This window comes from Paenibacillus sp. 2RAB27, from assembly GCF_052115445.1.
Lineage (GTDB): Bacteria > Bacillota > Bacilli > Paenibacillales > NBRC-103111 > Paenibacillus_E.
Genome location: NZ_JBFRGR010000011.1, coordinates 178,228 through 194,374 on the forward strand (window position 1 = coordinate 178,228; position 16,147 = coordinate 194,374).

The following is a 16,147-nucleotide window of genomic DNA, read 5'->3' on the forward strand; positions in this document are numbered from 1 at the left end:
TGCAATGGCTCTCTTTCTCTTACTCAAAAATCGATTTTATTTTAGGAGGCCCTCGAATGACAGCGTTTACAAAATCGCGCAGAATGATAGCCCTATTGGTAGCGATTCTAATGATTTGCGCGCCTATTCTATCGATGCCGGTACAAACATTTGCTGCAGCTGCAGCAAGTTACTTCGTTGATGGTACAAATGGAAACGACAATAACAATGGTTCTTTAGCTGCACCGTTTAAGACCATCCAAAAAGCCGCTACTGTGGCAACTAGCGGTGACACCGTCGAGATTAGGACTGGCATTTATCGTGAGACGGTTACACCTGCAAGTGACAATGTAACATTCAAGAACTACGGCGGTGAAAAAGTGATCATGTCCGGAGGCGACTTGGTGGCAGGATGGACAGAAACCGCAGATGCTGGCATTTTTGAGGCTAATGTATCTTGGAATTTTGATAGCGGTAATGGCAACATTGCATTTTTTACGGATTCGACTGGTAACCCTGTATCCATGAGCCCAGCAAGATTTCCATATATAAAAGACAGTGAACTCTTAGTCAAGTCAAAGTATGGAAAATTTGTGAGTGCTACAAATGTAGACGTTGACCCATCGGGTACTGTGAATGCAGACGGACAATTTTTAACGTATGACAACGAGTATGTACGTGGATTTACTGGCATGACAACGAATGCATGGACAGGTGCACTCGTTTATGCATCGTCAAACAATGGATTCTCTGCACAGACCGGTGAAGTTCTTAGCAATACAGCAGATAAAATCACCTTTAAATGGCCGTTATCTGGATACACACCAAAATCATTTGGTGTAGCAAGTGGTATGTATCTTTCTAACAGCTATCAAGCACTTAAGCTTATTGCGGGCGCAGCTACAAAACCATCGAACGCAGCAGTGTGGTATAAAGATGTTGCTACCGGTAAGTTGTATGTGTACTTTACAGATGCTTCCGCTTCGGTTATTAACCCAAGTAGCGGTCAAGTTGAGTTTAAAAACAGAGAGAATGTTTTTGACTTAGAGGGGCTTTCAAATATTACCATTCAAGGTATTAACATTCGTTCTGCGGGAGTGAACTTTAAAAACTCTCATGACAACACATTCAAAGGTGCTGTTATCGAAAAAGTAGATTCCTATAACAAACTTTTTACAATGAGTGTGCTAACAGACGGACTTACAAAATCGTTTGAGTTAGATGGCTATAACAACACGGTGCGTGATTGTGAAATCAAAGACATGTATGGTTACGGCATCAAAATGTTGGGGCATGACAACAAGGTAATCAACAACAACATTCACGATGTTGACCTTTTTGGTTATTATCAAGATGGTGTAGGAATCTATGGCTACAATCAGCTGGTTAGCCACAACGAAATCTATAACGTGGGTCGTGCAGCTATTGGCGGTAAGTTCCAAAACTCCGTCATTCAGTACAACAAGATGCATGATACGATGAAGATTTCCTACGATGGCGGTATCATTTACCTTGTAAACCATGACTTTGATGGTTCAGAAATTCACCACAATATTCTTTATGATGTACCTAACTCGGCAAACGTAGAGGGGATCTATCCTGATAACGTGTCTGGAAACTTAAAAGTTTATGACAACATTATCTACAACACGAAAGTTGCTATGCTTTTTAATACGCCTAACGAGCGTATGACGATTCTAAACAATACAATTCACAACTCAAAAGACAATAGTTTTAGCTCTTGGGGCGACACTAATGATCAACTTGAAACTTTTGGAACGGTAATCATTGGCAACATCTTTGGTGGCGCATTTGCCTCCCAATCGGCCAATGGAGCAGTTGAGCAGTATAATACTACGGGTGCGAATGCTGTTATTGGTGCAATTTTTGTAGACCCAGCCAATGGCGATTTCAGACTGAAAACACCAGAGCAGTATCGAAGCATCGAAATTCCAGGTGTAACAGATGGACACACGACGGGTTTTGCTGTACAAGGCGCAGTTCAGCCGGGAGCAGTTTGGACTGCTGGCTATGATATGGCGAATGCTTCAAATATTAACCCAACGTTCCAGTTGAAGAAATTACCTTATCAACAGCTGCTAAAGAACGGCGGTTTTGTGGACGGATTGGCTAATTGGACTACTATAGGTTCTCCATCCATCATTACACATAACGCATGGGATTTTAGAAACGGTGGACAAAAAGCACAAGGTATGCTTATAAAAGATGGCTACACAGGTGCAGTCCTAAAAAATAACGAACAGATTTCCCAAACAGTTACTGTAAAGCCAAACACCAAGTACACAGCCTCGCTTTGGGGTAAGGTAATGGGTGAACGTAGATACTATTCAGATGCAATTCCAGTCACACCAGCAACCGCTCCTGATTCTTTTAGTTTCCGTAATTCAGAAGGCGCATTTATTTCAGGTTCATCTGTTACACTAAAATTCCCAGATGTTGAGTTTGCAACTGGTGTAGACAAAGTAATGTTTGGTACTGCTTCTGAAAACTCTACTGGTAAGATAGAGATGTATAAGGGTGACCCAGCGGCAGGTGGCGTGTTGATGGCTTCACAGACACTGGGTAGTAATGTAGGTTGGGGCTATAGGGCTATAAATACACTGGCAAACCTACCTGCAGGCGGTACAACAGCGGATATTTACTTGAAGTTTATAAACACAAACCCAACGGCTTTGGCACGTACTTGTATGTTTATGGACTTCATCGTATTTAAACAATCGCCAGCAGCAGCTTCAGACTATCTTGAATTAGGGATTACTGGGCTTGCAACGAATCCACCTGTAAAGCAAGCAACGGCTTCAACCTTTGGTGTCGCTGGTGCGACAGCCCGCCCTACACATAGTATTAGTTTTACAACTGGACCGAATGATACCAGTTTGGCTTACTATGTGAAAAAAAGTGGTACCAACACGTTAAGAGGCTACATTGATGAGTTGGGATTATCAGAGGATTCAGCTTACACGCCTGTCTATCCACCGGGCAGCACATACTTTAATGGCTTTGAAGATTCATGGCATCCTGCTAACTGGAAGTGGGGCTTTGGTACGCCTCTTCTCGATTCAACGATTAAGTCAGAGGGTAACTTTAGCTTTAAACTAGATGGCTCTGTAGACAAAAATGCAGTCTATAGAGTATTAAGCTCATCCTATGCAAAGGTTGCAACAGTAGATTTCTATGACGACATGGCGGCAGGCAATAAGAGCCTTATTGCACATGTTGACAGCAGTGGTGCAACAAACTTTGATAAGATTGCTAATATGTATGGCGCAGGTATCCACACTGCAAATTCTGCAACGAATTACTCAACTACACTTGGCACTGGTGAGTGGCAAACGTCAACCGTTACTCGTACATTAGGTTGGCATAAGCTTACATTTGATTATTCATCCGGTACTGGTGTGGATATGTATATTGATCAAGTATGGGTAGGGTATTCCAACAAAGCTATTTCTTTTAACACCATTGCGTTGGGAGACTTTTTCACTGGGGAAAACAGTACAGGTAACTTTGATAATGTGAATGTTGTGGACACAACCACTCTCAAAGGACCGTTGGACGTCACTGTACCAAACAACTTAACAGTGGGAACAGCCTCCATAACAGATACTAGTGCCGCTGTGACTTTCTCACCATTAATCAGAGGTGGAATTAATCCACAGGTTACTTTGAGCGTGACAAATGCCCTTGGTACAAATCAGCCATTTACAACTGGTGGTTCGCTTCCTGTTGGTTTGTCCACTATGACCGTTAAGGTAACGGATGGTGCTACAGTCATCACAAAGACATTTTTTGTGAATGTAATCCAGACATCCTTTTTTGAGAACTTCGAGAATATCAAAGCGGATACATCCGTATCCCCAACTAAGCTTGGTACTTGGACGCAATATAATCCGAATGCGATACCAGATACCACGAAAGTCAAAAGCTACGACGGCTATCAAAGCTATGCTTCTTTAGGAGCTTTTACATCTAATAATGACGGAAATATTAATGCTATTATTAAGACTGGCGATTTTGGCGGGGTTTATGGCAAGGTGGTTACAGCTTGGCTATATGACGATTCTACTGCTGGAACTCTTAATCAGGTTTTAAATGTAAAGTCATCAAGTACTGATGCTTCTAATAAGAATAGTTGGTATGTTGGACCCTACTTTAAGTCTCCATCAGCAGGTTCACAAACCAAATATGCCGTACGTGCAGCCCAGCCAGTTGCTGCAGGAGGAACAAATGGTGCGTTTGCTGCGACTACGATTTCTAGAACAACAGGATGGCATCAGATGAAGTATGACTTTACTGAAACTGGTAAAGTTAAAATTTATATTGACAATCAGTTCGTACGTACAGAGACACTGACATCGTTAGAGCCTGATGTCATAGCTATTGGTGATTTCTGGCAGGATGCATTGTCCAAATCTTTAACTTCTTATTGGGATAATGTGGCCATAACAACCACAAATGACACGATGGGGCCTGTGATCACACCATCTGCTAATGCGACCACATACTTTGCGGATACAACGGGTGTAGCTATTGACAGTGCTATCTCATTTAAAGATCTAGATACCGCTGCTATTCCTGATACTGCGAAAGTAATGGTAAGCATCGTGGATGGCTTCAAGGGCACAGAAGATGTACTGCAGCTTACCAATGCGCCTAGCACAATGGGCGATATTGCAGGCAGCTACGATGCAACCACAGGTATTCTTACACTTACTTCTGCAGGTGGTGCAACTGCTGCGCAATGGCAGGCAGCTTTGCAAGCCGTGCAGTACAAAAACAATTTAACAACCCCAAGTGTTGGATCTCGTGGCGTGAGTATTGTAGGCTATGATGGTATCAATCTGGGAAATGCGGTTACCAAAACCGTATCTATTTCATTGAATAAGCTACCAATCGTTTCTAACACAACGCTTACAGCTACTGTAAACACAGCCGTTTATTTTATGGCTACAAACTTTGGCTTCAGTGACTTTGATGGTGATGCCTTGGTTAGTGTCAAGATTCTTACACTGCCAACCCATGGTGCACTGAAATTAAGCGGCACAGATGTAGTGGCAGATCAAGTGATTCTCGCAAGCGATTTTGCCAACATTACTTATAGCCCAACTACTGATTATGTAGGAACAGATGTATTTACTTGGAATGGTTTCGATGGAAACCGTTTTGCGAACACTGGTGCAGAGATTCACATCAATGTCATGGAAGTTCCACCAAATATTTATACGATCATGGCTACTGCAGGTATCGGTGGTGCCATCATGGGCGATGTAACTGTAACGGAAGGAACATACGCAACTTTCACATTCATACCAGATAGTGGTTATTTGATCGACACATTGATTGTAGACAATGCAAGTGAAACGGTAACAGGCAATACATACACGTTTGCCAATGTGACAAGCAATCATACGATTCATGTTACGTTCAAGTCAGTACCGAATAATGAATCGGGTGGTTCTATACCACCAACACCAGTACCAGTACCAACACCTGAGGGTACTGTCATCATTGATCCTGGCCAATTAACGAAAAGCGAAAACGGAAGAACAACGGTCGAGATTCCTGCTAACACGACGGAGATCAAACTTCCGGGGAATACGGCTGACCTAATTCAGCGTAACAATTTGGATATCAAATCAGATGCGTTGACCCTATCTATTCCATCCGAGGTGCTAAAGCAACTAACAAGAACACTTTCCGCGGATGAGTTAAAAGGTGGTACCATTTCACTGAAGATGAGCCCGCTATCCATTGCGGATGCGAAAGAACTTATTAACAAAAGTAGTCAGTCTGCGAATACAGTAAATAAACTATTCGGTGATGTGTTTGAATTCAATTTATCTATTCAAACAGCTGACGGGAAAACGATCAATCTTTCGAAGTTTGATAAACCGATCAAGCTTGAATTCAAGGTTAGTTCTTCGATGAATCCGAAATTGGCAGGTATCTACTATCTGGCGAATGATGGTAAACTCGAGTATGTCGGAGGCAAAGTCAAAAATGGTGTCATATCGGCAGAAATCAACCACTTTAGTAAATATGCTCTTCTTGAAGTTACGAAGACATTCACGGATGTGCCATCTGGACACTGGGCTTCCAACGTAATCAAGGAACTTGCAGCGAAGCAAATCTTGACCGGTACAAGTGCTACGACCTTCGAACCAGGACGCAGTGTAACTCGTGCTGAATTCACAGTGCTTCTGGTTAGAACTTTGAAACTTACGGAAAAAGGCGAAATGACATTTACCGATGTGAAATCAGGCGAATGGTATGCTGATGCGGTATCCATTGCCTTGAAGGCAGGTATTGTCCAAGGTAAGAGCGCCACATTGTTTGATGCAAATGCGCAAATTACTCGTGAGGAAATGGTTACTTTGCTTCTCAGAGCATACGAGTTTAAGAAGGGTAAAGCTGTTGGTACAGCCACTCACTCTTTCTCAGATGTGGATCAAGTATCACTATGGGCGGTTGAATTTGTGAAAACGGCATTGTCCCTTAACTTGATTCAAGGTCGCTCAGCGGACAAATTTGATCCGCAAGGCATCACGACTCGTGCCGAAGCTGCTCAAGTCCTGTATAACTTATTAGTAGCAACACAAGCGATTGAATAGGTATATCGAACGAAGCCAAGGAGGGCACTCTCACAAGGAGTGCCTTCTTTTTTTCATAAGTTGAAAAAAGTAACTTTAATTGCTTTTCATATCCAATCTCTTTCACGAGAGCAATTTATTAGCTTTATCTTTAAATTGACTCCCTATTCATACCTCGCCCAGTTTCGTAAAATTAATGTATAGATAACCAACGTATATGGAGTCATTGCAATTGTCAGCAATGGCTCTTTTCTATTAGGAAAGCGAGGGAAATAAATATGCTTCAACAATTAACCTTTCGTCAGCTAAAGAATGCATTAGAGGAAACGCAGCATTTACCACGTACCCTTTATTCAGAAGCAACTGATCCTGAGAATTGGCGTCGGATCCGGAAAGATGACAACTACTCGGATTTCTGGCTTTCCTTAGAAAAGAGAGCAGAACATCTCATTGAAAATCCCGTTCGAGCCCCGCTTTTTACGGAGTTCACTTTATTTGGTGATACGGGGGATCGAGCGACATATCAGAATGTTTTCGAACAGTTGTATGCGGGTGTTCATACTTTCAGCACGCTTGCGATGACAGAAGATAATCCGAAATGGAAGTCAGGACTAGAGAACGCGATCTGGAACGTATGCAACGAATACACGTGGGTAATACCAGCTCATGTGGGACTATACGTGAATGAATATCCGAACGGTATCTGGGATCAACCTGTTCCACCTCGTGAAACAGTAGACCTTCTTGCTGGGATGACCGCATTCACGTTGGCGGAAACAGTTCATTTGCTTCAAGATCGTTTGCATCCCTGGATCATTCATCGGGTGAACGAGGAGATTGAAAAGAGGATTTTCAACGTGTACTTCAATGACCCCACACCTCAAAACTGGGAATTGAAAACAAACAATTGGCCAGCGGTATGCTCCTCAAGTATAGGGGCAACGGCCATTTACATGATCGAAGATAGTGAGAAGCTGGCTGGCATGCTTTGGCGTGTGATCGGGGTTCTGCGGAATTACTTTTCTGGATTTGATGAGCAGGGTGCAACACCAGAGGGGCCAGCTTATTGGCAATATGGGTTTTCACACTTTGTTTATTTTGCAGAATTGTTAAAGGAACGAACCCATGGGCGCATTTCTCTTCTCAGCGATGAGAAGGTTGCAGCGATCTCACAGTTTCCTCAATTTTGTATGCTAACAGCGGGGAAAGTCGTCAATTTCTCGGATTCGGCCGAGGAGGTCACCTTGAATCCAGGACTTATTCAGCGCTTACAGCAATATGTACCCAATCTGCAGCTTCCTACAGACGAATACCGAATGAAACCTGTTCCGGGTAATTGGCTAGATGTAACGAGAGGGATTCTTTGGTCATTGGGTTCGGAAATTATGCACGCCGCAGATGATAGCGACAGGATTCAGGAACAAATTTTCACAGGAAATCAATGGGTTATTTCGAAAGTTAAGCATGCGTATGGCGGGATTACAGCATTTGCTGCTAAAGGTGGACATAATGAAGAGCCACACAATCATAACGATCTGGGGCACTTTATTTTACATGTGAATGGTCAGAATGTGCTGGCTGATTTAGGACTAGGACGCTATACCAGACAATATTTTCAACCCAAGATTAGGTACGAGATGATCAACGCAGGTTCTCATGGGCATTCCGTACCCATTGTAGATGGCTGCAGACAAGGATTTGGCAAGTCATACAGGTCAGAGATTCTGCACCAGCAAATCTCAGAAGATGAACTAGAAGTAACCCTTGATTTGACGAAAGCTTACGACTGCGTTGCATTGGAGCGCCTCACGCGAGAGTTTGTGTGGAAACGTCCATTGGATGAGATCCCCCAATTGCTCATAACGGATCACGTTGTTTTGAATAAAGCATCAGCTGCGTTTCAAGAGGTTTTCATCAGCTCTCTAGAGCCTCAAGAGACAGGAAACGGCCGGCTGCAAATGAATGCCGTGACACTCATCTACGATCCTGAGCAGTGGAATCTTGAAATCGAGCATCTCCTGGTAGACTCTCACTACAAAACGGGTATGCCATTTTACCGGATTGTGTTGGATCGCAAGCAAGTGGAACTGGAAATGACGGTCCAGTTTCGATTCGAAATCAGAGAAGATTAACGATGACCTGGGGGTGCAGCATGTTTAGCGCAGATGAAATGGATTATCTAGAAAGTTTAAAGGGATTAAACCCGATTCAACCTCACATTGATAAGTTTCAACAAGAGTGTAAGCACGATAATTGTGTAGTAACTGGGTTATCTCGTGACATCTATCTGGATTTCGCTGAAGCGCGAGTTCGTCAATTCTTTCCATTTCAAAATGAAAACGGAGGAATATTAGATCCTAGCGATGGGAAAGAGCATGAGTTTGCGACCGCTTCTTTTGCCAAAGCTGGGGCGATTCTACTCGCGAATGATCGTTGTAAGGATTTGCAAGATCTAATTTTGCTCGCAATGGATTGGGCTTGCACTTGTTTAGGGGAGAATAGAGTTCCGGACGACCACGCTGATTTCACGACCTATATGCTGGTTCGGGCTTATCAATTACTGACGCCGATGGTGGAAACGAAGAGAAGCGATGCTTGGAAAATGAATTTGTCTAAGGTTGAGCCTGAGTCCTTTTATTGTCAAACGGTTCGGAATTTTCCGGATATTCGCTCCATCCGCAACTGGGCGACCTATGCGATGCATGGCGAAATGATGAGGTATCGTGAAGGATTAACGGATTCTATAGCTTTCATCGACAAGTATTTGAAACCGCAAATGACGCGGTTCACGCGGGAAGGGCTCTATCGCGATCCGAATCTACCTGCTGCCTATGATTTGGCGGCACGCCAACAGCTTAGCGGACTACTAGATGCCGGATATGACGGGGAATGGAAGGAATTCCTAGATTCGCAGCTGCGCAAAGGTGCCCAAACGATGTTGTTTATGCAATCGACAACAGGAGGGACAAGCTCTGGAGGCAGGAGTAACCAAATCATTTGGAATGATTTGACCTATGCCTATCTCTGTGAACGTGAGGCTGCGCGCTATGCGAAGGAAGGAGATCTCGCATGGGCTGGGACCTTCAAGCGTGCTGCACGGAAAGCGATGCAATCGATTCTGCGCTGGATCGAAGATCCCGTAGAATTCCGGTTGTTGAAGAATCGGTTCGCTAGCGAGCTTCGAAATGGTTGGGAATTTTACGCCTATTATTCGACGTACAGCTTATATGCGGCTCAAATTGCTGCTTCATGCTTCGAAAGAGCTGACGAAAGCATACGGGAACAGGCAACGCCTGCGGATTTAGGCGGCTATGTGGTACCGATCGAGTCTTTTCATCGGATCTATGCAACAACAGGACCGCAACAAGGCAGTTATCATGTTGTCATGGATACGTCTGCACAAATGGGGCATGATGCAACCGGCTGGGTTCGCTTGCACAAAGCGGATTTCCCAGATGAATCGGCACTTTCGATGGGGATACCTGGGCTCAGCGGAAATGTGCACTTGAATTATTTTGTGGCTAAGCAAGTCATTCCGCGTCCGCATACACCAGCAGCTATTGGTCTGACTTGGAGGGATGGGCACGGCGTCTGGCATAGGTTAGCAGGCTTTGGCAGAAGAAAGCATGAAGCTTTTGCCTCCTTGGATAAGGACGGGGTGCCAACCAAACCTGAGGAGATGCATTGGCAAGCCAATCTGGCAAATGTTCAAGCAGACTCTGCTGCTTTGTCTTTCCAAGTCCATTATGCCGCAACAGGACTTCAACTCTTAAACGAGATGGATCTGCGTACACCTGGTGATGATCTTCATCCTGCGTATAAGCGAGCCATAGCAGATTTAATGCCAAGACCCGGTGTCGAGGGCCTAGCGGCGATCACGGAATCGTATTGCATTGCTGTCGAAGGTGTCACAACCGAGTGGTCTGTTGAAGCAGCGGAAGACATGCCGTTATCCGCCATTGGCGTCACGGTTCCAGTACTCGTATCCAACGGAACGGATGAGAGTACCATTCGCGTAGAGGGGAATAAGCTGGTTGTCTCCTATGCGAATTCACGTTATGTGATTCAGCCTGTTGGTGAATCAGACGATGTTGAGCTAGAGCTTCTACCGGGGTTGATGCCGAATCGCAATGGCAACTATCGACTTGCTCAATGGATAAGTAAGGATGTGAGTAAGGCGATTAAGCTTCATTTCTCTATGGAAAAAGACACTACCCCTTCGGAACGTTCCGATAAGCACTAGGTGAAGTACCCGTCATTTTCTTAAATAATCTCGAAAAATAATAAGGATCTGTGATMCCAATGGTTGCAGCAACTTCTTTGATCGTCAGACCCGTTAAACTAAGTAATTGGGCAGCCTTCTGAATTTTTAGACGCAAGAAGTACTCAATCGGAGGGAATCCGGTCTCTTCATTAAATAACAAAATGAGATGCTGTTTCGACAAGCCCGTATGCTTGGCCAATTCAGGGAGCTTAATCGAATCCTCCAGACGATCGCTCATGTAGCGGATGGCGAGTTCGAGATACTGCTCTCTTTTTTTGTCTTTGGCCGTACCACCTGCGCTGATGCCTATGCCGCTAATCAGCTGCCGAATGGACTGTGATACGTGCGTGTGGATGGGCAACGAATAGGTTTTGTCAGAGAGAAGAGCATAACACTTATCAAATACATCCTTAAATTCGCTCATGGCGCCAATCGGTAAATGAAGTGGACCTGCATCCATCCCATACATGCGTATGAAAGAAGTAACATGGTCGCCACGCAGATGAAACCAGTAAATACTCCATGGTGCATGCGAGGATGCTCCGTAGCGATGCGGCGTTTTGGCCGGAATAACGGCTAAATGATTTTGAGTCAAAGCGATTGTTCGTTGTTGATCCAACTCGATCCAGCCTTCTCCGTCTGAGCAAAAAATGAAGATATGGGCATCACTGCCTTCGGGCCGTTCTCGATAATGATGCTGTGCTTGGGGGAAAAATCCAATATCGCTTATAAATAAATCGCGTGTCAATTCTGAACGGTTTAGTTCCGTCTGCATGTAATCGGGGAGAATAAATAATTTCTCTTCTTTAAATCCTTCAGGTTTTCTAGTGGTATCCAGTTTCCATCACTTCCTTCAAGTAAATAAGAATATAATCCATTACATTAAGCATTTTGTCAATTGGCGATTGGCTTCTGTCAGGGTAAAGTAGAGACAATAAGATAAAGGAGTGATCATGTTGAGTCAGAAAGTTCGCATTTGGGAAGAAACAACGTCGATTCCGACTTATGCTATCGGAGAGCCAGATCGCAATCCCATGTTCCTAGAGAAACGTGTCTATCAAGGAAGTTCGGGTAAGGTGTATCCGCATCCGGTTATCGATAAAATTGAAGATGAGAAGAAACCACAACCCTATCAAATGGTGATGTTGGAAAACGAATATGTTCGCATTGAGATCATGCCTGAACTTGGCGGACGCATTTACCGTGCCCTAGATAAAACGAATGATTACGATTTCGTCTATTACAATCGCGTGATCAAGCCGGCCTTGGTTGGCCTGGCAGGACCATGGATTTCAGGCGGTATCGAGTTTAACTGGCCTCAGCATCACCGTCCGAATACGTATGGTCCAGTTGAGTATAAGCTAACCGAAAATGAAGATGGCAGCGCGACCGTTTGGGTTAGTGAAATTGATCGGATGTATGGAACGAAAGTTACAGCGGGTTTCACCCTCTATCCGGGCAAAGCGTATCTGGAAATATCAGCTCAGCTGTACAATCGAACGCCGGAACCACAGACATTCCTATGGTGGGCTAACCCGGCGGTAGCGGTGAATGAGCATACGCAATCGGTATTTCCTCCAGATGTAACTGCGGTGTTCGACCATGGTAAACGGGATGTATCTAGATTTCCAATCGCGACAGGAACGTATTACAAAATGGACTACTCGGCTGGCGTTGATATTTCACGCTATAAAAATATTCCGGTGCCGACCTCCTATATGGCTTATAAATCCGACTATAACTTCGTCGGCGGTTATGATCATGGTGTTGGGGCAGGCTTGCTTCACGTAGCGAATCATCATGTTTCACCTGGGAAAAAGCAATGGACATGGGGGAATGGCGAGTTCGGCCAAGCATGGGATCGCAATCTAACCGATGAAGATGGCCCTTACATCGAATTGATGACAGGTGTTTACACAGACAATCAACCTGATTTCACGTGGCTTCAGCCGTATGAAGAGAAATCATTCAAGCAATATTTCATGCCTTACAAAAATATCGGTGTCGTGAAAAATGCATCCATCGATGCGGCCATCAACTTAGAAGTTGATGACAAGACAGGCGAAGCGACTGTGCTTGCTTATGCGACTTCCCTATTTGAGGGCGCTGTCGTGGAACTGAAAGGCCGTGGCCGCACATATTTGAAGGAAGTTGCCGAGCTATCCCCAACGCAAACGTTCAAGTCCGTGATTACACTGGATGGCAACGATCAACCACACGACTTGAAACTGACAGTTCGGGACGCCAATGGCACCTTGCTGATTGCTTATCAGCCTGCGAAACCATCCATTGAGCAAGTGCCCGATGCAGCTAAGCCGCTGCAGTCTCCGGAAGAGTTGCAAACGAATGAGCAGCTATATTTGGCTGGGCTGCATCTGGAACAGTATCGCCATGCAACGTTCGAGCCTGAGGCTTATTACTTGGAAGGATTAAAACGTGACCCAAGCGACAGCCGAATTAATGTCGCCTACGGAACACTGTTACTCCGCCGCGGTTTATTTACGGAAGCAGAAGCTCATTTCCGTACAGCGGTGAAGTCGCTCACGTGGCGGAACCCGAATCCTTATGACAGTGAAGCTCTCTATCAGTTAGGTGTTTCGCTTAAGCTTCAAGGACGTTTGGAAGAAGCTTTTGCTGCGCTATATAAATCGACATGGTCTGCCGCTTGGCAGGACGCTGGTTTCTTCACACTTGCACAAATTGCATGTGAGAAAGGTGTTTACGGAGAATCGTTGGAACTCGTTGAACGTTCACTGGTACGGAACGCACACAATTACAAAGCTCGCCATCTGAAAGCTGCGCTTCTTCGCAAGCTTGGACGGACACAAGAAGCATTCGTCTACTCCCAAGAGACATTGGCCCTTGATATCGCTGATTTCGGTTCAGCTAATGAGAAATACCTTACGCTTTCCAGTCTAGGTGACCAATCCCTAGCTAACGAAGTGAAAGCTGAGCTTGTGCGACTGATGCGCGGAGATGCCCATAATTATTTGAATGTAGCAGCCGATTATGCGAATTGCGGATTGTTTGAGGAAGCGATTGAATTGCTGGACCGCGTCGTGGAAGATCACAATCAGTCAGACGTATATCCTATGTTGGCTTACACATTGAGCTATCTGAATGAGCGAATTGGTCATTCGGAACGAGGAGCATTGTATCGTAAGGCTGGCAATACGGCAGCATCAGACTACTGCTTCCCGAATAGCTTATTCGATTTACAAGTGCTGCTAAGTGTGATCGCAGTCGATGCATCCGATGACAAAGCGCATTACTATCTGGGAAATTGGTATTACGATAAACGAAGACACGAAGATGCAATTACGCATTGGGAAGCATCACGTTCAATACGAGATGATTTCCCAACGGTACATCGCAATCTGTCCMTCGCTTATTTCAACAAGCGCGGTGATGCAGCATCAGCCCTTACGGCTATGGAGACGGCTTTCGCTTGCAGACAAGATGATGCACGTGTTTTCTACGAGTTGGATCAATTGTACAAAAAACTTGGATACACAGCAGAGATCCGCTGCGCAAAGCTTGGGGAACATCAAGCTTTGGTTAACAAGCGCGACGATCTCTATGTCGAGTATATTACCCTACTGAATGCACAAGGTTTCCATGAGCAAGCTGTTCAAGCCCTCCAAGCACGTAGTTTCCACCCTTGGGAAGGTGGGGAAGGCAAAGTGACTGGCCAACATGTATTTGCACAAGTTGAACTAGCCAAACAAGCATTGGCCGAGAATCGCTATAAAGAGGCGGTCACTTTATTGCGGCATGCGCTCGTCTATCCAGATAATTTAGGAGAAGGTAAACTATCAGGCGCACAAGAAAACAATGTGTATTACTATCTCGGCCTTGCACATCTAAGATTACATGAAACTGAGCTTGCGCAGGAGTGTTTCGGCATTGCATCGCAAGGATTAGAAGAGCCGGCCAGCGCGATGTATTACAATGATCAGCCGCCAGATATGATTTTCTATCAAGGGATGGCTTGGCTAGCATTAGGTAATGAGAAAGAAGCTAAACGTCGCTTTAATAAATTGGTTGATTATGCCGAAAAGCATCTATTTGATGAAGTGAAATTCGATTATTTCGCGGTTTCTTTACCGGACTTCCTCGTGTTCGAAGATAATTTGAATGTCCGTAATGAAGTTCATTGCCGTTACATGATGGGGCTTGGGCATCTTGGTTTGGGGCATAAGGAGCTGGCAAAGGAGCAATTTGACTTAGCGCTTCTTATGGAAGCGAATCATACGGGTGCACGGATTCATCGTGGATGGATTGAATGAGTAGTCCCTGTGTCGTACACGTGCAAATGGGATTGTATAAAGGCTTTACATCGATCATGCTTGAGAGTGAACAGATCCGTATAGAAACAGTCCCAAAACTCGGAGGGAAATTGGTCTCCATCGTGAATAAAACAACCGAAAAGGAATGGATGCTGGATTCGGGTGATCGTGCACTGCAAGTACCTGAATACGGCTCTACCTTCACAGATTGGGATATGAGCGGCTGGGATGAATGTTTTCCAACGATTGCGGCATGTCCGTGGGAATTGGATAAGCGTGTGAATGTGCCCGATCATGGTGAAGTATGGGCACTCCCTTGGGCATATACGATCGAAGAGAACGAGATTATTTGCTTGGTTAAGAGTCCACAGCTTCCATATTGCTTTACGAGACGAATATCGTTCACAGCTGGGGATCGAGTAAGGCTGACATACCAGATTGAGAATACGAGCGACCAGTCTATTCCCTTCCTGTGGGTGCCACATCCGCAGTTTGCCATCACAGAGCCTACACGCATACTTCTTCCAGCAGAGATGGAAGAGATGCTCTGTGTGTACGAGGGTCATACCTTGAAGAATGGCGCTTCCTATCCCTGGAAGGATGTATCGCTGCTCTCCCCAGTCGTGACGGGTGATGGGCGAAAGTTTTATTATAATGGACCGGTGTCAGAAGGGTGGTCTGGCTTACTAGGTGAAGATAGTGGTAACTTTCTACTTGTATCTGTGTCTCCTGAGAAGGTTCCCTATCTTGGGGTATGGATAGACGAAGGGATGTTCAATGATCGAGTTACGTGTGCACTAGAGCCTAGTATTGGTTATTACGATTCACTTGAAATGGCCGTCGATAACGGGACGGCGCAATGGATTGCAGCCAAAACCTCCTATGAATGGCATGTTGAACTCATCCTTGGTGCTGGTGATTGGCAGCAAGTTATAAAATGAAAGAAGCAGACAACTGATGAATGATCAGTTGTCTGTTTTTCATTTCGATGCGCACAATTAACT

At 44.8% G+C, this 16,147-nt stretch carries 6 protein-coding genes; 5 read left to right on the top strand and 1 reads right to left on the bottom strand.

Going from position 1 to position 16,147, the window contains the following annotated elements; all coding sequences use genetic code 11:
* Positions 1-56 precede the first annotated feature (56 nt).
* The 3 genes from AB4114_RS17485 to AB4114_RS17495 all read left to right on the top strand — a co-directional run bounded on the left by AB4114_RS17485 (position 57) and on the right by AB4114_RS17495 (position 10,833).
* Positions 57-6,611 carry an S-layer homology domain-containing protein gene (locus tag AB4114_RS17485; protein WP_441989604.1) on the top strand — a complete coding sequence of 2,185 codons (6,555 nt, stop codon included), beginning with the start codon at positions 57-59 and terminating at the stop codon, positions 6,609-6,611.
* A 257-nt stretch (positions 6,612-6,868) separates the two neighbouring features.
* Positions 6,869-8,722 carry a hypothetical protein gene (locus tag AB4114_RS17490; protein ID WP_441989605.1) on the top strand — a complete coding sequence of 618 codons (1,854 nt, stop codon included), beginning with the start codon at positions 6,869-6,871 and terminating at the stop codon, positions 8,720-8,722.
* Between the two features lie 20 nt (positions 8,723-8,742).
* Positions 8,743-10,833 (top strand): hypothetical protein, encoded by a 2,091-nt coding sequence (locus AB4114_RS17495; protein WP_441989606.1) that lies wholly within the window; start codon positions 8,743-8,745, stop codon positions 10,831-10,833.
* Here the strand turns inward: AB4114_RS17495 and AB4114_RS17500 are convergent.
* Positions 10,802-11,629 (bottom strand): helix-turn-helix domain-containing protein, encoded by an 828-nt coding sequence (locus AB4114_RS17500; protein ID WP_441989607.1) that lies wholly within the window; start codon positions 11,627-11,629, stop codon positions 10,802-10,804. The two genes, AB4114_RS17495 and AB4114_RS17500, sit on opposite strands and share 32 nt — an antisense overlap.
* A 178-nt stretch (positions 11,630-11,807) precedes the next feature.
* On the opposite strand from AB4114_RS17500, the gene AB4114_RS17505 reads away from it, so the two are divergent.
* Together AB4114_RS17505 and AB4114_RS17510 are read left to right on the top strand one after the other, a co-directional pair.
* Positions 11,808-15,143 (top strand): DUF5107 domain-containing protein, encoded by a 3,336-nt coding sequence (locus tag AB4114_RS17505; RefSeq protein ID WP_441989608.1) that lies wholly within the window; start codon positions 11,808-11,810, stop codon positions 15,141-15,143.
* Positions 15,140-16,084, top strand: coding sequence for a hypothetical protein (locus tag AB4114_RS17510; RefSeq protein WP_441989609.1), 945 nt, complete (start codon positions 15,140-15,142; stop codon positions 16,082-16,084). The genes AB4114_RS17505 and AB4114_RS17510 overlap by 4 nt, the downstream gene beginning before the upstream one ends.
* The last annotated feature ends 63 nt before the right edge of the window (positions 16,085-16,147 follow it).

Coding starts and splice junctions, on each gene's coding strand:
- AB4114_RS17495 (WP_441989606.1), top strand. CDS start 8,743: ATGTTTAGCGCAGATGAAATGGATTATCTAGAAAGTTTAAAGGGATTA.
- AB4114_RS17485 (WP_441989604.1), top strand. CDS start 57: ATGACAGCGTTTACAAAATCGCGCAGAATGATAGCCCTATTGGTAGCG.
- AB4114_RS17510 (WP_441989609.1), top strand. CDS start 15,140: ATGAGTAGTCCCTGTGTCGTACACGTGCAAATGGGATTGTATAAAGGC.
- AB4114_RS17490 (WP_441989605.1), top strand. CDS start 6,869: ATGCTTCAACAATTAACCTTTCGTCAGCTAAAGAATGCATTAGAGGAA.